The sequence below is a fragment of the Phocaeicola acetigenes genome (assembly GCF_027529745.1).
In the GTDB taxonomy this organism is placed as follows: domain Bacteria; phylum Bacteroidota; class Bacteroidia; order Bacteroidales; family Bacteroidaceae; genus Phocaeicola; species Phocaeicola acetigenes.
In genome coordinates this window covers 1-18,898 of record NZ_JAPZVM010000001.1, presented here as the reverse complement: position 1 = coordinate 18,898, position 18,898 = coordinate 1, and the positions used below count along the sequence as shown (strand labels likewise).

Below are 18,898 nucleotides of genomic sequence, written 5' to 3'. Positions count from 1 at the left end.
CAATATGTATTTGTTTTGTTAATTATTTCTTTTTACTTCTTCTCCCGATCTTAAAGTCAGCTGCCAGGTATTACCATAGCGACTCAGCAGACCTGTTACATTCAACTTACCCTGAGGCAATACATCGTTTGCGAAATTAGCATATGTACTGGTACGAACCACAAGTTTAGTTCCATCTTCAAATACCAGATTCTGTTCAATTGCAGACTGTGATCCACCTTTATCTTCTGCATAAAGTTCTTCTCCATCTGCATTTTCAAACGAAACATCATTCATGTTCACCAGAATAGGAGCTTCTGCCTTATCCCATGAAGACAAATCAGCTGCAGTCAGAGTCTTAGGCGCCAGTTCCGGATAAAAAAGATTAGGTTCACCAAGCAGACGAACGTGCTCTTCCCACATATAACCCGGCATTCTACCAACCTTACCATTATATACGGAACCAAGCTGTCCCAATTCTCCATATCCTCCGATATAAAGTCCTTCACAATCAATAATCATTTTCTGACCAACCGGACAAGTAGCATACAAACCAGTATTATTAATACCAATTACGATTATACCACTCTCATCAGCAATCATCAACTGCTTATAAATATTTCCGCTTTCGTCATCACCTACAATGACTCCCTCAATACGTGTTTCTTCTGTAATCTGCTGCAAGCCATTGGCAGATATCACCGAAGCATACTTTTTCTTCAGATTGGCAATAGAGATTGTCCGTCCGTCTTTTATATTATTGTTTCCATAGGCATTGCCTGTTACAGGTACATCAAAATCGTCCATACAAGAAACCAATCCTGAAGTAAACAGAACCATGCAGGCAGCCAAAATTAACGTTATCTTTTTCATATCTTCTTGTTTGATTTTATACTCTTACCTTTCTCTTCATCAGAATCTGAATCCAACATTCAGGAACGCATTGAACGGGAAAGCATAATAGTATTTTGAGTTTTTAGAGAAAACATATACACGTTCTGAACCATCTTCGTAGCTATCGTCACGATTTTGTTCGTAACCACCGGTACGCAGATTAGTATTATTCAGAATATTGTTCAAACTTAGATTAATGCTCAAGCTCTTACCATCACGCAGACGAATAAATTTACCTATAGAAGCATCCAGCATAAAGCCACCGTCCAACTCTTCCTGTTCCGGTACAGATACTCCCACCAAGTTTCCATTGGCATCTACAGTTCCATCGCTATACTTGGTCAGTACACTTTCCAAGCGACGATAAGTAGAGAAATCAAGATATACACGATGATAATAGTTTCCTGTCAGATTAAAGAACCATCCTTTGATGTTATAATCCAATCCCAAGCTATATGCAGAAAGAGGAGTACCACTCAAACGCATACCTTTTGCATATACACGGTCTACATTCGATTCGCTTTCACTTTCATATGTACGAACCGCATCCGGATTATTGATGTATTTAGCTTCCGACCATGTAGCGATACCAGTCAACGACAAGTTAGAAGTCAGTTTCACAGTAGCTGCAGCCTCTATTCCATAATGTTCTTTTTCAATACCATTCATAGAAAGATAAGTGAAACGTGATTCATTATCATTGTAGAAAGCATCCATCTCTACCTGATTGCTGAAGCGCATATAGTAACCGGTAATACGTCCGTTCACTACAGAACCGGTAAAGTTGTAACTCAATTCACCTCCTAAAATACGTTCAGTCTTCAGATCTTTTACAAAGTCATTTTTAATACGTGGAGCAATGAAAGCATTGTAAGCAAGTGGAGCACGATCTTCGTAGCTGGCATTCAATGAAATAGAATGATTTCCGTTGAAGTCATAACGGATACCTGCCTTAATAGCACCTTCCAGGAACTTGGCAGTACCACTGCTTCCTTTTGATTTCAAAGGAGCACGTCCATTACGCATATTACCATAACGGAACATCTGTGTAGAACCAATTTTACCACTTACAAAATAATTCAGTCCTGCATCTTTTCCTTCATAACGCAACCAAGCGCTTTCCTTATAAACATGAATATCGTAATCGTATCCGAAACGGTCGCCTTCTCCAATTCTACGGTTCGGATTATCCAAATCATTCTGAATGATAGAAGAACCGTATCCATAATCACGAACAGAGAACTTGTCGATATCGGTATAAGTAGTTGCTCCCAACAAGTCTTTCATTGTTTTATAATGCATACCTTTTGTTGCATTGAAAGCGATACCAGCCGAATACTTATGATTCTTGTCCAAAGAATGATTGAATACAGAACTCAAGTTGAAAGCCAGCTGGTCGTTGTGCAATTCTTCCTGATAATACAAAGCATCCTTACCGGTAGCATTTGCCTTCTGATTGGCAAGATACAGCATATCCCAGTCTATCTGGCGATAAGATTCATTATTCATCCATAAATCAGTTACCCGATTAAACTGATCCAGTTCATCTGCAGTAGGAACACTGTTCCAGACATTAAAGATAGAACTTGGTAACTTCTTGTAATAATCCGGTCTTGGATCGGCTGCATTACCTCCCCATCCCAAGGCACTCTTGCCATAAGAACTATACTTAAATCCGGCACTGGTTACCAACTTCATATCCTTGTTAATATCAAAGTCCCAGGTAGCAATAGCCGACGGCTCATACGAATTTACCACACGTGCATTACGTTTTTCGCCATTCTGATATCCCCAGTTGGGATTATAATAGTGACTGTTTGCCAAATAATAAGCTTCTTCTGTAGAAGCTCCCTGCTGTCCTCTCTCTGTAGGCGCTCCCCAGGTTGCGAGAGACAAGCTATGACGTTCGTTAAATACCTTCTGTGCAGCTAGGAAATAGCTGAAAGAATTATAAAAAGTACCGGCAATATTGCCTTCTTCCGCCCATCTGTAACCAAATGAGCCGGTAAAAGCCCATCCATTGTTCATCAAGCCTGTAGAATAGGTATACATGGCTCTTGCTACATAACTACGGTTGCAGGCAGAGAAGACCAGCTTCGATCCTGGTGCATACTGGCTGGCACGCATATTGATATTAGAAGAACCACCCACTGCACCAAAAGTAAAGTTATTGGTTTCAAATGGGCTGATACCTTCCTTGTTACGGGTGGCATCATTCAAGCCTCCAATCAATCCGTAACTGAAACGTCCCGTTTCTACATCATTAAATTGCACTCCATTAAAAAAGACTTCACTGTACTGCGAATCAAGCCCTCTTACCCTAAAACGCATCGGGCTGAACAAATAGCCTACATTCGACAGATACACGTCATTGTTCGAAGTGACCAATGCATAATTGCTTTGAGCCACATCATCATCTTCGTTCAGTTGGGATTCTGTAAATGTAAATGAAGCATTATCTTCAAGTACATTCTTTTTTACCTTATTCTGGGCTATCAAAGCTGGAGTAAGGCAAAAAAGCACACTCATAAGTCCGAGCTCTTTTTTCATACTTTTTATCGTTAATTTTAAACACTTTTTACCTTAATGTATTAAGGTATCATTACAAAGTAAATAAAAAAAGCCGAATTTGAATAATTTTCGTGAAAAAATCCATAATAATCAGTATATTTTTCTACATATTTTTCAGATATTTGTCATTGGACTGTAATAACATGATAAATTAAAAGCTCAAAACAATGAAAAGACATCTATTATTCGCACTGATGACATTCTTATTTGTCACAGTTTATTCACAGGAAAAAAAGTATGCCCTATATGGAGTAGGCTTTTATAATTTGGAAAATCTATTCGACACCTCACATGATGAAGGGAAGAACGACTACGAATATCTGCCCGAAGGAAAAAACAAATGGGATGATTCCAAATACAAATCCAAACTGAAAAACATGTCCGAAGTGCTAAGTTTATTAGCTACGGACAAACTTCCCATGGGTGCTGCAATTATCGGTGTTTCGGAAGTAGAAAACAGAAGAGTACTGGAAGATCTTATTGCACAACCGGCTCTTGCAGATAGAGGATATGAAATTATCCATTACGAAGGAGTAGACGTAAGAGGTGTAGACTGTGCTTTCCTTTATAACCCCAAACTCTTTCAAGTAGAAACAAGCAGACTTGTCCCTTACATTCCAGAAGACAATGACACTACTTACAAAACACGTGGATTCCTGATTGCAAGCGGAACAATGGGAGGAGATAAAATTGCCTTTATTGTAAACCATTGGCCTTCGAGAGCAGCCGCTTCTCCAGCCCGCGAAAGAGCCGGAGTTCAGGTACGTGCTCTAAAAGACTCGTTATTACAGAACAACCCCGACATCAAAGTCGTAATTATGGGTGATATGAACGACGACCCTATGGACAAAAGTATGTCTGTAGCGCTAGGAGCTAAAAGAAAAGCTAAAGAAACCGGTAAGACAGATTTGTTCAACCCATGGTGGGACACTTTGAAGAAAGGATACGGTACTCTGATGTATCAAGGCAAATGGAACCTGTTCGACCAGATAGTATTTACAGGCAATATGTTAAACCCGGACAGAAAAACTCTGACTTATTACAAACATGAGATTTTCAAACGTGATTTCATGTTCCAGACTGAAGGCAGATACAAAGGTTACCCCAAGCGTACACACGCTGGAGGTGTATGGCTCAACGGATATAGCGACCACCTTCCTACTGTAGTTTATTTTATCAAAGAAATACAATAACATCCTAACTCATGAAAAATTCATTGCATTTTTTCAAGGCAACCTTATTTGTCCTTGTGGCACTCTTTACCTCTTGTAGTGAAAGAGATATTCCGGAAGAGTTGCTGAACAACGAACAGAATACATCCCAACCGGTTTATTTAGATTTAAAAGAAAATCTTCCGGCTGATAATGCAGGCTTCCTGTTGCATATCCGCACAGAACAATCGTGGACAATAGAAGTAGACCAAGACTGGTGTACTTTATTAAGATACTCTGGTAACGGAAATGCATCGGTAATGGGTAGTGTAAGCAAAAATACTACCGACCAAATGCGTTCTGCACTCATCACTGTACGTATAGCCGGTATTTCTTATCCGCTTACCATACAACAGAATGCAGGCGAAGAAGGAGAAGGAGGATCGACCACTCCAGAAAATCCGAACGGATATGCAAAAAGAATAGAAGTTCCGGCTCTGAAAGGAGGAGACATGAATCTGTTCATCACGCATACTACACAGTATAACGGAAAAGAGGTAATTACTTATAGTTACGAATGGGATTGTGCAAAGAAGCACTCACGTTGGGTAGCTTTTACCTTTAGCACAGCAACCCCTGACAACGATGCGGGAAGAAATGATTCATTCAGAGACGATCCGAAAATCCCCTCACAATATCAGACGCACGACAGCGACTATAAAGGCAGTGGATACAGCCGCGGACACTTATGTGCTTCTTCAGACCGTCAGTATTCTATAGAAGCCAACAAACAGACATTCTATTTCTCTAACATGAGTCCCCAGATTCAAAACGGATTCAACGGAGGCATCTGGCAAAGTCTGGAACAGAAAGTCCAGCAGTGGGGTAACATCTCTGTTTCATCGGATACGCTATACGTAGTAAAGGGAGGAACCATTCAGGACAATCAGATTATAGAATACATAGGCAACAATGTTCCTGTACCCAAATACTATTTTATGGCTATCTTATCGCTTAAAGGCGGAAGTTATCAGGCTATTGGTTTCTGGCTGGAGCATAAGGCTTACAGCAATAACAATTACAAGCAGTATGCTCTTTCAATCGATGATCTGGAACAGAAAACCGGAATTGATTTCTTTGCCAACTTGCCCGATAATATAGAGACAACTGTAGAAAGTAAATATACAGAAAGTGCCTGGAGCTGGTAAGGATTATCCAACCAGACAAAAATAAAACCATTCATCAGAAAGGCTGTCTTAAATAAAATTTATATTAAGACAGCCTTTTTTGTATCCGAACATTCCACTCTTGCAAGACGGACGGAAAAAATTGGAGCTTGAAACCGGCAATCTCTTGACAAATATATCACACAACAAGAATAAACAGGTAGCGATAAGCATCGGAGTCTTTAATCGCCGTCGTTGATTATAGAGCCGCCGTTGTCGGCTGTACAGCCAACGACGGCGTTTGTGCAGCCGACGTCGCCGAATTGAACAAATGAATAGATCTCTAGATTTATATCTATGCCAATAAGCATCTTTCCTACAGCCAGTTCAGACAACCAAGACTCTACAGCTTAATCTGAAATAAAAACAAAAAACAGAGACCATCTCAAGTCCATATTGAGACAATCTCTGTTCACTTGTATCTTACAACAAAAAACTCCGTTTTTACCGCAAGCGAAGAATCTCTCCTACTTTAGGTGCCGGAGATTCCGGTTTCATGTTATTCATCTTATACAGACGCGACAAACGGACACCGAATTTCTGGGAAATGGAATACATGGAATCACCCGGACGTACCGTATAACAAATATGATCTTTTGTAGCCCGGCTACGTTTCTTCTCCAAATAAACAATCTCACCGCCCTGGAATTTATAATCTTTCGGCAACTCATTGTATTTGCGAATCTTCTTCTTACTGATACCCATTTCCTTGGACAACGATTCAAAAGTATCTCCCCTGCGCGCAACGATATACAAAAGTTCGTTGGCCAGATAAGGCTGATGCGGATCAGGGAATTCTTCAGCCCACTTCAGACCACCCTTTCTATCGTATTTATCCAAATCATATAGTTCAATAATATCTATCAGACGGTCTGCGTAACGAGGGTCGGTAGCATAACCGGCTTTTTTCAGCCCTCTGGCCCACCCCTTGTAATCAGTAATTTTCAAGCGGAACAGAAAAGCATACCGGGCTCCTGTACGCAAAAACTTGGAATGGTCTTCGTACGAATCTCGCGGATGCTTATAAGCCCGGAAACATTCGTTCCGCGCATCATCATCATGACGCACCGTACGTCCTTCCCAGCGACTGCCACATTTAATTCCAAAGTGATTGTTCGATTTCCGTGCCAGCGTACTTCTGCCGGCCCCCGACTCCAGCAATCCCTGTGCCAGCGTAATACTGGCAGGAATGTGGTAACGCTCCATTTCTTCGACCGCTATCTTTCTGTATTTCTTGATATAATCTTCATATGCCTGATTACGACGCTGGGCAGGTAGCATGGCTACCACACACGATAACAACAGCAGGAAAAATCCCCTTTTACATACATTCATTTATTCTGACTTTTAAATTATTTCTGACAAGCAAAGATAAACTATTGAACGAATAAAACAAAATACAAGTTGAAATCTACTTATTTTTTATACATTTGTACAAATACTAAAAAGAAACACCATGAAAGAACTGAAAATTGAAATTGGCATTCGTGCTTTCCGTTATGAAGAGCTGGAAGAATTGGACCGGAAACTGATTGATGCAGCCAAAGAGGCTACCAATCGCAGTTATGCCCCCTATTCACATTTCTCTGTAGGAGCAGCTGCCTTGCTGGCCAATGGAACTATTGTAACAGGAAGCAATCAGGAAAATGCAGCCTATCCTTCGGGTACTTGTGCCGAACGTACTACTTTATTCTACGCCAATTCTCAATACCCCGATCAGCCCGTCATGACTCTTGCCATTGCTGCACGTAGCGAATCCGGTTATTTAGAATCTCCAATTCCTCCCTGCGGTGCCTGCCGTCAGGTCTTGCTCGAAACCGAACAGCGATACCAACAACCTATGCGTATCCTGCTTTATAGCCTAAACGATATTTATGTAATAGAAGGGACCAAAGATTTGCTTCCTTTATCGTTTGGCAAAGATTTTCTTGAAACAAAATAACAGACTACCAGCCGAAAGAACCCGGACTTTACTTTCTTCTTTCGGTATAAGCCTCACGGACAAATTTACCACAGATCTATAAAAAAAGAAGCCTCTCTACTTTTAGGGATTTTCCCAAAGCAGAAAGGCTTCTTTATCAGTTTATATAAGTATATTATTTATCACCATACATACGGGCACGCATTTCCTTGATATGATCGGAAGTAATATACTCGTCATACTCCATCATCTTATCGATAATTCCATTCGGAGTCAATTCAATAATACGGTTCGCAACAGTTTCAATAAATTCATGGTCGTGTGAAGAGAACAACACATTACCCTTATAAGTCTTCAGGTTATTGTTGAAGGCCTGAATAGATTCCAAATCCAAGTGGTTGGTAGGAGTATCCAGAATCAGACAGTTTGCATTTTTGAGCTGCATTCTGGCAATCATACAACGCATCTTTTCACCTCCGGAAAGCACATCCACTTTCTTCAGCACCTCTTCGCCAGAGAACAACATACGTCCCAGGAATCCTTTCATATACACTTCGTTACCTTCTCCATATTGGCTCAACCAGTCTACAAGGTTCAAATCGCAGTTAAAGTAATCAGTATTATCCAGTGGCAGATAAGCAGTAGTAATTGTCACTCCCCAATTGTAATGTCCGGCCTGTGCCTTACGATTGCCGTTGATAATCTCAAACAAAGCAGTCATCGCACGAGGGTCGCGGCTCAAGAATACAATTTTATCTCCCTTCTCTACATTGAAGTTCACATCATTGAACAGAACAACACCATCTTCTGTCTCTGCACGCAATCCTGAAACTTCCAGAATCTGATTACCCGGTTCACGGTCCATAGTAAAGATGATACCCGGATATTTACGTGAAGAAGGTTTGATTTCGTCCACATTAAGTTTCTCAAGCATCTTTTTACGACTGGTAGTCTGTTTTGATTTTGCCACATTGGCAGAGAAACGGCGGATGAACTCTTCCAGTTCTTTTCGTTTTTCCTCAGCTTTTGCTTTCTGGTTCTGCTGCTGACGAAGTGCCAACTGACTGGATTCATACCAGAAGCTATAGTTACCTGCAAAAAGATTCACTTTTCCAAAGTCAATATCCACTGTATGTGTACATACCGAGTCGAGGAAGTGACGGTCGTGACTGACTACCAACACAGTGTGTTCGAAATTTGACAGATACTCTTCCAGCCAGGTCACAGTATCCATATCCAGGTCATTCGTCGGCTCGTCGAGCAACAAGTTGTCCGGATTACCAAACAAAGCCTGTGCCAGCATGACACGTACCTTTTCCTTACCGCTCAGGTCACCCATCAGCGTATAATGTTTATCCTCTTTTATTCCCAGTCCGCTCAGCAAGATAGCCGCATCGCTTTCTGCATTCCAGCCTTCCAGTTCTGCAAACTTTTCTTCCAGTTCTGCAGCCTTGATACCGTCTTCATCAGTAAAATCTTCTTTGGCATACAAAGCCTCACGCTGCTTCATGATGTCCCACAACACTGTATGTCCCATCAGTACTGTATCGAGCACTGTATGTGCATCAAACTTAAAGTGGTCCTGACTCAAAACCGAAAGACGTTCTCCCGGACCCAAAGTCACACTACCCTTGGTTGGGTCCAACTCACCCGAAATCACTTTCAGAAAAGTTGACTTACCTGCACCGTTTGCACCAATGATGCCATAAATATTACCGTTTGTAAATTTCAGATTTACATCGTTATACAACACTCTTTTACCGAATTGTACGGCTACATTTGAGACTGTAATCATTTCTTTTATACCTATTTTATGTTATTTCTTTTCTTTTGGCATTGCAAAGGTACGGAATAAAAATGAGAAAAGCATACCCTACAGACACAAAGGTGAATAAAGATGTGCCAGTGTGGCAGATTTTTCGTACTTTTGCAGGCCATTTCCACATTTCTTCCGTTTAGGCATGATATTTGTAAGGGAATAGAAAACAATAAATAATTATTTGCATATAAAAAAACAATATAACAATATGAGTACAAAAGAAAATCAGAACTCACAGGAAGAAGTATTGAAAAACCAAGAGGACAATGCTGCTGAAAATTCAGAGAACACTCAAACAGAAGAGACTGCACAAGAACAGCCTCAAGAAGAATTGACAGCCGAAGAAAAACTGGCTAAAGAGCTGGAAGCTGCACAGCAGACCATCGAAGAGCAGAAAGACAAATACCTGCGTTTGTCTGCCGAATTTGATAACTACCGTAAACGCACCATGAAAGAAAAAGCCGAACTCATCAAAAACGGAGGAGAAAAGGCTATCAGTGCAGTACTTCCTATATTGGACGACTTGGAACGTGCATTACAGAATATGCAGAAATCGGAAAACGTACAAGCTATGTACGAAGGAATTGACTTGATCTATCAGAAATTCCTGAAAGGACTGGCACAGGAAGGTTTACAGAAAATGGAACCTGTAGGTGAAGTTTTCGATACTGATTTCCATGAAGCTATCGCATTGGTTCCATCACCGGACGAAGCACAGAAAGGCAAAGTATTGGACTGTGTACAGACAGGATACAAATTGAATGATAAGGTAATTCGTCACGCAAAAGTGGTAGTAGCACAATAATAAACCAAGACTTCTTTCAAATGGCAAAAAGAGATTATTATGAAGTGCTTGGAGTTGACAAATCAGCTTCAGCAGACCAGATAAAGAAAGCGTATCGCAAAAAAGCAATCCAATATCACCCCGACAAGAATCCGGGAGATAAAGAGGCTGAGGAAAAATTTAAGGAAGCAGCCGAAGCATATGAAGTATTAAGTAATCCGGACAAACGTGCCCGTTACGATCAGTTTGGTCATGCAGGAGTAGACGGAGCTGCTGGAGCTGGTGGGTTTGGAGGCTTTAGCGGACAAGGCATGTCAATGGACGACATTTTCTCTATGTTTGGTGATATTTTCGGCGGACATAGTGGATTTGGTGGATTTGGCGGTGGAGGCGGACAAAGTCGCCAGCGTAAATTCAGAGGTTCCGATCTGCGCGTAAAAGTAAAACTGAATTTGAAAGAAATTTCTACTGGTGTAGAAAAGAAATTCAAACTGAAGAAATATGTTCAATGTACTCATTGTCATGGTACAGGTGCAGAAGGCGAAGGAGGAACAGAAACTTGTCCTACATGTCATGGAACAGGTAGTGTAACCCGCACTCAGCAGAGCATCTTCGGTATGATGCAAACACAGACTGTATGTCCTCAGTGTGGTGGTGAAGGAAAAATCATCAAAAACAAATGTAAGGAATGTGACGGTGAAGGAATCACTTACGGTGAAGAAGTTGTAACCGTAAAAATTCCTGCTGGTGTAGCCGAAGGTATGCAACTGACTATGAACGGTAAGGGTAATGCCGGCAAACACAATGGAGTGCCGGGTGATCTTTTGATACAGATAGAGGAAGAAAAACATCCTGAGCTGATTCGTGATGAAAGTGACTTGATATACAATCTATTATTAAGCGTTCCGACTGCAGCATTGGGAGGTACAGTAGAAATTCCAACAATCGACGGTAAAGCTAAAATCAAAATCGAACCGGGTACACAGCCGGGTAAGGTATTGCGCTTGCGTGGTAAAGGATTGCCAAACATCAACAGCTACGGATATAATACTGGTACAGGAGATTTGTTGGTCAACGTAAGTGTATATATTCCAGAAACTCTAACCAAAGAAGAAAGACAAGCTCTGGAGAAATGGCAAGAATCGGAAAGCTTCACACCCAATACCAGCTTGAAGGAAAAAATATTCAAGAAATTCAGAAGTCTGTTTGATTAATCAGATATTCCTTTTTTAAAAAAGCTACATCCTATTTCTTTAAGAAAGATGATGTAGCTTTTTTACTTTTTATCAGATACTCTCTTTTAACATTCAAACTGCCGGAATTGCAGTCATCAATGAATCTTTCATACTTTATCCAATAAGAACAGACCATGACTTATTAAAAATGCACCCCAAAAGTCTGACAAAAACTTTTGAGGTGCACTTCAGTTTTATCCAATAAAGCTTGTTTTCTCTCCCAAAATAAATCAGGAGAGAAAACATTTAAGACTTATGTCATTCCAACTTCTTATAATCAAGTGTCAGTCAATTATTGTTCATCGGAACGTATACCATCTTGCCAACTGATAGTACCGGCAGCTGTCATTTCATTACCATGACCGGTAGCATCGTTAAAGACATTTCCACTTCCTTCATTCATCTTCCAATAGGCTTCCAGACCTGGAGTTTCAGGATCTATCGCAAACATATAATTCTGAATCTGGGATTGTGAAATTGCCTTAGTCCAGAAACGGAACTCACTCAACATACATTTATTTCTAAAATAAGTAGTTCCGGAACTGATCAGACTGAATTTATCCTTTTCTACTGTCCATGATGCCGAACCGCTCAAATTAAGTGTGCCGTCCAATACACCGTTTACATACAGTTTCATAGAAGATGAATTACCTACAATGGCTATATGATACCATTTATTAGGTTCAAAACGGGTCACAGACTCATACTGAGTACCCTGAGTCTTGATCTGCAACATATTATAGTCTTTTCCGGCATCACCGAAACGGACATAGATTTCACTCGGATTCAAAGAAGCGATAGCCTGATTGTTGATAGAGAAACCATCCATATTCAATCTAAATTCAAGACTCCATTCACTCAGATTATAATCCTGACGCAATGACGTGGTAGGAGTTACAGGATTGCTGCCACTCAATACAGGAACAGACGTAACAATTACCTGATCCAGAATAATAATATAACTGGAAAGACTTGCCAATGAAGAGAAATCCGATGAAGCTGATTCTACAGTGACGGGAATTGCATACAGATCACCACTTTCCATTTGTTCCTCAGAGAACGGATTCACATGAATATTAATGGATGAAGATATCACACTACCAGACGGAATTACCACCTGGTCTTCACTGAATGAATAATTCTCGGCCGGAAGCATCTTATAATTTGTTCCATTAAGACTGTTATACGCTTCCAATGCCGATTCAGAAGCCGTTAATTTACCCGTTACATCACTTGCAGACTTATCACTCAAACTGATAGAAAAACTGGCATCTGCCCCAGTATCAGGGTCCACCAATAATTTTGTGGTTGAACTTGACATCGCTTCTGTAATGTAAATCTTGTTATTGACCACATCGTATTCAGCATCATTACATGCAGTCATTATACATACCAATATGACAGAAGCAAGTATAGTTCTGGTGACATTTAATATACTTTTCATATTCTTCTTTTTTTAACGTTTAATACTTGATATAGATTCTAAAGCTCTCAAAGCACGCATGCCGGAACGCGTCCAAGGATAGCTCAAGTCATCTCTACTCAACCAAGGATGAGCTGTATAGAAATCATCAGTAAAAGTCAAGCCATAATCATATTCAATATGATAAGACCCAAAGCCTCCTTTCATAATAGAATCACCATCTATAACTGGAACCCAGCGGGCCATACCTTCCAAAGAGTTAAACGTATTACCCTCTTTATCCATGTAATTTGAGTTTCCACCGTTTGCCGCGTAAGATTCAAAATTCTCTGTAACGATATATTTACGTGCCACTTCCTGAGGAGTAAGTACCCCATCAAAATTATTAATAGTACTTTGCAAACGGCTGTTCAAATCAGAATCTCCATAACTGTTATAAGCCTGTACAATAAAGTAATCCAAAAGTGTTCCAGCTTCTGCAGGCATAGATTGAGGTTCACCGTCTACTACCAGCATTTTACCTTCACCTAAATGATTTTTCATATACTCACAAAACATCAGCATCCGGTCTTTATAACTTGCCAGATTTCCGGAAGAACCATAGTTGGGCTCGTAATCGATATCAAACCCATCATAATTGTATTTATGGATTGTATCACACAGGCCTTGAGTATACTTGTCGATAGCTTTACTGATTGCATCATCATCACCATCAACCCATCCCCAATATGCATTCACTGCAGCTCTTTCAGACTCATATCCTTCTTCCTGCCAGTTATCGTATACAGATTGAGGAGTAATCTGGTCACCGATATTAGCTATAATGAAACACAACAGCGCCTTGGTACCTTTCTTTTCCTGAACATACTGCAAATCTGTCTTTTGCTTATCAGTTAGGTTTTTCCAAGATCCCCAGATTGAAATAAAATCCAAACTATCCGGAAGACTTCGCATGCTATGTTCCTGATCCACTCCTGTCCAGTTACCAAACCATCCAAAAGTAATCTGATGGTCTTTACGTGCCTTCCAGGCTCTCAAATTTTCATAATATTCGTCACTTCTATTATTTTCCAGAAACGTTCCCTGATTAATAGATTCTACTTTTGTCCAATCTGAACAAGAGTATAATGCCGAGCAAACAGCTCCACACATTATGATTTTTCCTATATAATGTTTTAACATAATCTATTCTTTTTATTACGTTACTTATTTTGCCCAATACAGTTTTGTAGAATAATCATCCTTTCCACCTAACAACTGCTGTACTGTAGATGAATTTATATTATTAGGGTTATTAGTATATTCATCCGGATTAAACGGAATTCGAGCAGCAACAGTGGTCAAAGTAGGATAAGAAACAGGCTGTTCCGCCAATGAGAAGAAACGAGGATAACCCGTACGACGGTATTCACTCCATGCTTCCTGTCCTAATGGATACATAGCAATCCATTTCTGGGTAATGATACGTTCCAAACTTTTTTCTGTGTCACCGTTTTCCCATTTAACAGTAATAGTACTTACAGCACTAGTCGACAACTTTCCACTCGGATCGGAATAATCAGCTGGAGTATTCGTACTATTTTCCATATACGCACTGGCTCCACTTGCGCCCCATTGATCAAAAGACAATGTAATACCTTCTTCATACAAGGCTTCGGCTGTACTTCCTCCCATATTCCAATTATAAAGAGCACCTTCGGCCTTCAGAAAGGCAACCTCTGCTGCTGTCATCCACAAATAATCATCATCCATTTCGCCTGCAGGACATGAATACTGGTCTGCCCACGCTTTACTAGTCAAAGTACTACCGCTTCTCAACCCCGCATAAGTTCCGTCAAACCCACTGAAAGTAACAGAATTAAAATACAACGACAAGCGAGGGTCCTGATATCCTACCATATAAGAAACGATATCTGCAGCAGCACGTGCATCACCCCAGCTTGTACACATTTTCCATATCGGAGAGTTTCCCGGATACGGATATCTCGGAGCATCTGCATTCGAAGTAATAACACCTATAGAGTGTCCAACTGCTTCTTCTGCCATTTGCTGTGCATATTCAGGCTCTACACCTCTCAAACGCATAGCCAAGCGTAGTTTCAAAGAATTTGCAAACTTCACCCATTTATTCATATCTCCCTTATAGACCACATCCGCATCTGGCATTAATGCATCCGAACTGGAAGAAAGATATACAGTCAGAGTTTCAATTGCAGATGTCAAGTCGTCAAGCATGGCATGATAAGCAGTTTTCATATCATCATAAGGCACTGTGATAGATTCTGAAGTAACCTGAGTATATGGAAGAGCGCCATACATATCAATCAAACGATGCATAGCTGCAACACGCAGAATCTTGGCCCATGCCCATACCGTACTATTTTCATCTGTACTTTCTTTTACAGCATACCACGGAGTGGTGAATTTCTGCATCACATCATTAAAAGGATATTTAATCCAAGAGTTTTGAGCATTATATACAGAGAAATTACTGCCATTCCATGCATCATTAGCCGTTGTCATATAACGTCCATAAACATCTCCTATCAAGTTTTCATTCATCTGAAATGAGTTTTCCTGAGGAGATAGTACATTTTCTATCATCTGAGAAAAATAGGACTGCAACTTAAAATTATCTCTACCATATTCTTCATCAGTAATATTTTCTCCAGGTCGGTTTATTTCTTCAAAATTAGCTGTACAGGAACTTCCTGCCAGAAGCAGCGTTCCAAATGCTCCGGATAATATATATTTAAATAATCTTTTATTCATAATTGTATATACTTAGAATTGGAATTTAACACTGAAACCAAAGTTTCTTAAGCTAGGCTGCATAAAATAATCCAAGCCCTGGAAATAAGTACCGGTAGAAGCTGTTGCTTCCGGGTCGAAAGGAGCCTTACAATAAATCATCCAAAGATTACGTCCAACCAAAGAAAGGCTTAAATTCATTTTATTGTTAAACCATTTAGCCGGCAATGTATAACCGATAGAAGCTTCCTGCAAACGCACGTTTGTTGCACTATATACATAGTTTTCCAAAACACCATTGATACCACCTACTACACTATAATAAGATTCTGTATCAACTCTCTCCCAGTTCACAGGTACACCTCCCTGATCACGATAATCGGCACTTACCTTAGAAACGCCAAACTTATCCAATTCGGCCTGAGTTCCAGACAGTACGACACCACCAAAGCGTGCACTCAACAAGAAACCGAAATTAAGACCTTTCCAGCTGAAATCATTTCTAAATCCCATATTTCCTTTAGGCAATACAGAACCGACATATTTCGGGTTTTCAGCAAGACTTTCGGCCTGTACCTTACCATCGACTACTAGAATGTCTCCCTGCTGGTCACGTTTTAACTGGCTGGTTACATAAAGGTCTCCCATTGTACCACCTTCATACAACCTGATCTGAGAGTTACCGATTCCGCCCTGGTCGATACCACCTTCAAGTCCAGGAGCCAAGGAAATAATCTTATTTTTATTAAAACTATAAGTTAAATTAGAACTCCATGAGAAGTTTCCCCAAGTTTCATTAAAGCCTAATGCAAACTCCATACCCATATTCTGTACATTTCCACTCTGTACATACATCTTGGTATAACCACCACTGGCTGATATAGGAATAGTCAGGGTCTGATTTTTCGTGTTAGTCTTATACCAGGTCACATCCAAAGAGAAACGGTTATCCCAAAACTTGGCAGACAGACCAGCCTCCCAAGAATCGGTACGTTCCGGATACAATTCACTCAAAGGAGGATAATCATTGGTAACCCAGCTTTGGCTCGCATCATCAAAATGAATATTAGCAGTAGATGTCAATCCTCTTGGTATGGCAGCTCCCACAGACGCATACGAACCACGTACTTTCAAATAAGTCACCCAGTCAGGTAATTTTACCATTTCCGAGATAACCCCAGACAAACCAACCGAAGGATAGAAGAATGATGTATTAGGAGTATTAGCCAAAGCAGAATCCCAGTCATTACGTCCGGTAACAGTCAAATACAACATACTTTTCCAGCCCAATTCTGCACTTGCAAAAATTGAATTGGTACGCTGTTTATACACATCATATAAAGGATATGTACTTGAAGATGTTGTCGAATAAATATTCTTAGGATTGAATACATTAGGAAGATCCTGCAAGCCTCCCTGATAGCCATAAGCATTATAATACAATTGAGAAATACTTATACCCACATTGGCATTGATAGAGAAATCTCCCAAGGTTTTATTTACATTTGCCAGCAAGTCGGCATAAACCTGACGGTCGTCTTCTTTCTGCCACTTATAAAATCCCTTTTCAGAGTTTGAAGTCCACTGAACATTCGTAGAAGCATAACGCTTGTCCTCAAACAGGTTTACTGAGTTATCAATACGTACACGTCCTGTCACATCCAACCAATCCAAAATCTGATATTTCAAACTTGCATTAGCCATATATCTCTGGCGTTTGGTACCATAACTGTTTTCTTGAGACAGCCAATAAGGGTTCTGCAAACTTATACCCTGATCTCCATAATTCCAATTCTGCACATAAATTCCACGAGATTCATCCCATGTTTTATACATACGGACAGCTTCAAAGTCCTCACCACGTGGGAATAAGTATACGGCAGGAAGGGGGTTAAAGTATTCTCCCTGTGCCATCATATTGTTATCATTCTGAATAATATAACTGAATCCTACATCCAAGGTCATTTTATCATTCAGGAACTTAGTCGTATTACGAACGTTAAAGTTATAACGGTCGTATTCATTATCTTTAATAATACCTTCCGCATTGGTCGTAGCCACAGACAAATAGGTCTGGTTCTTGTCTGTTCCTACAGACAAAGAAACGGAGTTCTGAATATTTGTACCAGTCTGAAAGAAATCGGCAGGTTCATAATCACCATACGGAGAAGAAGTCTTTGCTCCCCAAGATTTAAACTCACCGCTTCTATTCACATAAGAATTTTGAAACTCCGGCATGATAAAGGGCTTCGAGAAAGTTGTATTATTAGAAATGGTAATCTTAGGTTTACCGGCCGCGCCTTTCTTCGTTGTAATCAAGATTACACCCTGAGCAGCGTTAGAACCATACAAAGCTGCTGCAGCAGGTCCACTCAAAACAGACATACTTTCAATATCGTCAGGGTTAAGATCCGAAATGCCCTCCCCTTTAGGCTGACTTGAATAACGGCCTTCTGTAGAACCATTATTAGTATTATAAATAGGTACACCATCAATTACATACAAGGCATTATTGTTATTTGCAATTGATTTAACACCTCGCATTACAACACGAGTTGCACCACCCACACCAGAAGATGAAGTATTAATATTTACACCCGCTACTTTACCAGCCAAAGAATTCATAAAGTTGGCATCCTTTACCGTAGTAAGTTCATCTCCTTTCACTTCCTGCACATTATAGCTCAGTGCTTTCTCCGAACGTTTGATCCCCAAAGCTGTCACAACAACCTCATCCAATACTTCCGTATCTTCTTTCATTGTTATTTTCCCAAAATCAGCTTTTGCTATCATACTCTGAGTCTTATATCCGATATAAGAAAACTCAATTGTAGCATTTGGTGATACCTGCAAAGTAAAATTACCATCAAAATCAGTAATCGTACCATTTGTAGTACCTTTTTCCAAAATACTGACGCCAATCAAAGGTTCGCCTTTTGCATCTACAATACTACCCTTAGTTGTAATCTTACCTGTTTGCTGTAATGCAGAAAGTGCATTAGAGGTTGCCTCTCTATGGGAGTTTGCAAATGCCAAACCACCACCGGGTACAAGCAACATGAGCAATAGGAACTGTGAAAATCTTCTTTGTCTCATAGATTAGTAAATTATTAAAATTAAACGACTTCAATAGTCCTATCCTTA

The 18,898-nt window shown here is 40.1% G+C and carries 13 protein-coding genes; 5 read left to right on the top strand and 8 right to left on the bottom strand.

The annotated features are described in order from the left end of the window. Nucleotides 1–18: 18 nt before the first annotated feature. Nucleotides 19–852: a DUF5689 domain-containing protein gene (locus O6P32_RS00065; RefSeq protein ID WP_269876212.1), complete on the bottom strand. Its 834-nt coding sequence runs from the start codon at nucleotides 850–852 to the stop codon at nucleotides 19–21. 39 nt (nucleotides 853–891) lie between these two features. Further along, nucleotides 892–3,423, bottom strand: a complete 2,532-nt coding sequence (locus O6P32_RS00060) for a TonB-dependent receptor (protein ID WP_269876211.1) — start codon at nucleotides 3,421–3,423, stop codon at nucleotides 892–894. A 188-nt stretch (nucleotides 3,424–3,611) separates the two neighbouring features. Here O6P32_RS00060 and O6P32_RS00055 point away from each other — a divergent pair, with 188 nt between their 5' ends. Both O6P32_RS00055 and O6P32_RS00050 read left to right on the top strand, forming a co-directional pair. Then, nucleotides 3,612–4,637, top strand: a complete 1,026-nt coding sequence (locus tag O6P32_RS00055; protein ID WP_178267215.1) for an endonuclease/exonuclease/phosphatase family protein — start codon at nucleotides 3,612–3,614, stop codon at nucleotides 4,635–4,637. 11 nt (nucleotides 4,638–4,648) lie between these two features. After that, nucleotides 4,649–5,803 (top strand): DNA/RNA non-specific endonuclease, encoded by a 1,155-nt coding sequence (locus tag O6P32_RS00050; RefSeq protein WP_269876210.1) that lies wholly within the window; start codon nucleotides 4,649–4,651, stop codon nucleotides 5,801–5,803. Between the two features lie 462 nt (nucleotides 5,804–6,265). Here the strand turns inward: O6P32_RS00050 and O6P32_RS00045 are convergent, their stop codons facing one another. Continuing rightward, nucleotides 6,266–7,156, bottom strand: coding sequence for a glucosaminidase domain-containing protein (locus O6P32_RS00045; RefSeq protein WP_178267213.1), 891 nt, complete (start codon nucleotides 7,154–7,156; stop codon nucleotides 6,266–6,268). Between the two features lie 121 nt (nucleotides 7,157–7,277). Here O6P32_RS00045 and O6P32_RS00040 point away from each other — a divergent pair, with 121 nt between their 5' ends. After that, a complete protein-coding gene (locus O6P32_RS00040; RefSeq protein WP_178267212.1) occupies nucleotides 7,278–7,763 on the top strand; it encodes a cytidine deaminase in 486 nt (161 codons plus the stop codon). A 154-nt stretch (nucleotides 7,764–7,917) separates the two neighbouring features. Here the strand turns inward: O6P32_RS00040 and O6P32_RS00035 are convergent, their stop codons facing one another. Further along, the gene (locus O6P32_RS00035) at nucleotides 7,918–9,537 is read right to left on the bottom strand and encodes an ABC-F family ATP-binding cassette domain-containing protein (RefSeq protein WP_178267211.1); all 1,620 of its coding nucleotides are present in this window, start codon (nucleotides 9,535–9,537) and stop codon (nucleotides 7,918–7,920) included. 232 nt (nucleotides 9,538–9,769) lie between these two features. On the opposite strand from O6P32_RS00035, the gene grpE reads away from it, so the two are divergent. Continuing rightward, nucleotides 9,770–10,366, top strand: a complete 597-nt coding sequence (grpE, locus tag O6P32_RS00030) for a nucleotide exchange factor GrpE (protein ID WP_178267210.1) — start codon at nucleotides 9,770–9,772, stop codon at nucleotides 10,364–10,366. Nucleotides 10,367–10,386: 20 nt separating this feature from the next. Continuing rightward, nucleotides 10,387–11,559 carry a molecular chaperone DnaJ gene (gene dnaJ, locus O6P32_RS00025; RefSeq protein ID WP_178267209.1) on the top strand — a complete coding sequence of 391 codons (1,173 nt, stop codon included), beginning with the start codon at nucleotides 10,387–10,389 and terminating at the stop codon, nucleotides 11,557–11,559. 313 nt (nucleotides 11,560–11,872) lie between these two features. On the opposite strand, the gene O6P32_RS00020 is transcribed toward dnaJ, so the two are convergent. The 4 genes from O6P32_RS00020 to O6P32_RS00005 are packed head-to-tail and all read right to left on the bottom strand — an operon-like array spanning nucleotide 11,873 to nucleotide 18,850. After that, entirely contained in the window at nucleotides 11,873–13,024 is a 1,152-nt protein-coding gene (locus O6P32_RS00020; RefSeq protein WP_269876209.1) for a DUF1735 and LamG domain-containing protein, read from the bottom strand. 12 nt (nucleotides 13,025–13,036) lie between these two features. Beyond that, complete coding sequence (locus tag O6P32_RS00015) at nucleotides 13,037–14,185, bottom strand: glycoside hydrolase family 18 (protein ID WP_269876208.1); 1,149 nt, start codon at nucleotides 14,183–14,185, stop codon at nucleotides 13,037–13,039. A 24-nt stretch (nucleotides 14,186–14,209) separates the two neighbouring features. After that, nucleotides 14,210–15,775, bottom strand: coding sequence for a SusD/RagB family nutrient-binding outer membrane lipoprotein (locus O6P32_RS00010; protein WP_269876207.1), 1,566 nt, complete (start codon nucleotides 15,773–15,775; stop codon nucleotides 14,210–14,212). 12 nt (nucleotides 15,776–15,787) lie between these two features. Further along, on the bottom strand, nucleotides 15,788–18,850 hold the full coding sequence (locus O6P32_RS00005; protein ID WP_269876206.1) for a SusC/RagA family TonB-linked outer membrane protein: 3,063 nt from the start codon (nucleotides 18,848–18,850) through the stop codon (nucleotides 15,788–15,790). Between the last annotated feature and the right edge of the window lie 48 nt (nucleotides 18,851–18,898).

What these genes read in the sequence shown, in the direction of transcription:
- O6P32_RS00065 (WP_269876212.1), bottom strand. Translation starts at nt 852, where the DNA reads ATGAAAAAGATAACGTTAATTTTGGCTGCCTGCATGGTTCTGTTTACT.
- O6P32_RS00060 (WP_269876211.1), bottom strand. Translation starts at nt 3,423, where the DNA reads ATGAAAAAAGAGCTCGGACTTATGAGTGTGCTTTTTTGCCTTACTCCA.
- O6P32_RS00055 (WP_178267215.1), top strand. Translation starts at nt 3,612, where the DNA reads ATGAAAAGACATCTATTATTCGCACTGATGACATTCTTATTTGTCACA.
- O6P32_RS00050 (WP_269876210.1), top strand. Translation starts at nt 4,649, where the DNA reads ATGAAAAATTCATTGCATTTTTTCAAGGCAACCTTATTTGTCCTTGTG.
- O6P32_RS00045 (WP_178267213.1), bottom strand. Translation starts at nt 7,156, where the DNA reads ATGAATGTATGTAAAAGGGGATTTTTCCTGCTGTTGTTATCGTGTGTG.
- O6P32_RS00040 (WP_178267212.1), top strand. Translation starts at nt 7,278, where the DNA reads ATGAAAGAACTGAAAATTGAAATTGGCATTCGTGCTTTCCGTTATGAA.
- O6P32_RS00035 (WP_178267211.1), bottom strand. Translation starts at nt 9,537, where the DNA reads ATGATTACAGTCTCAAATGTAGCCGTACAATTCGGTAAAAGAGTGTTG.
- grpE (WP_178267210.1), top strand. Translation starts at nt 9,770, where the DNA reads ATGAGTACAAAAGAAAATCAGAACTCACAGGAAGAAGTATTGAAAAAC.
- dnaJ (WP_178267209.1), top strand. Translation starts at nt 10,387, where the DNA reads ATGGCAAAAAGAGATTATTATGAAGTGCTTGGAGTTGACAAATCAGCT.
- O6P32_RS00020 (WP_269876209.1), bottom strand. Translation starts at nt 13,024, where the DNA reads ATGAAAAGTATATTAAATGTCACCAGAACTATACTTGCTTCTGTCATA.
- O6P32_RS00015 (WP_269876208.1), bottom strand. Translation starts at nt 14,185, where the DNA reads ATGTTAAAACATTATATAGGAAAAATCATAATGTGTGGAGCTGTTTGC.
- O6P32_RS00010 (WP_269876207.1), bottom strand. Translation starts at nt 15,775, where the DNA reads ATGAATAAAAGATTATTTAAATATATATTATCCGGAGCATTTGGAACG.
- O6P32_RS00005 (WP_269876206.1), bottom strand. Translation starts at nt 18,850, where the DNA reads ATGAGACAAAGAAGATTTTCACAGTTCCTATTGCTCATGTTGCTTGTA.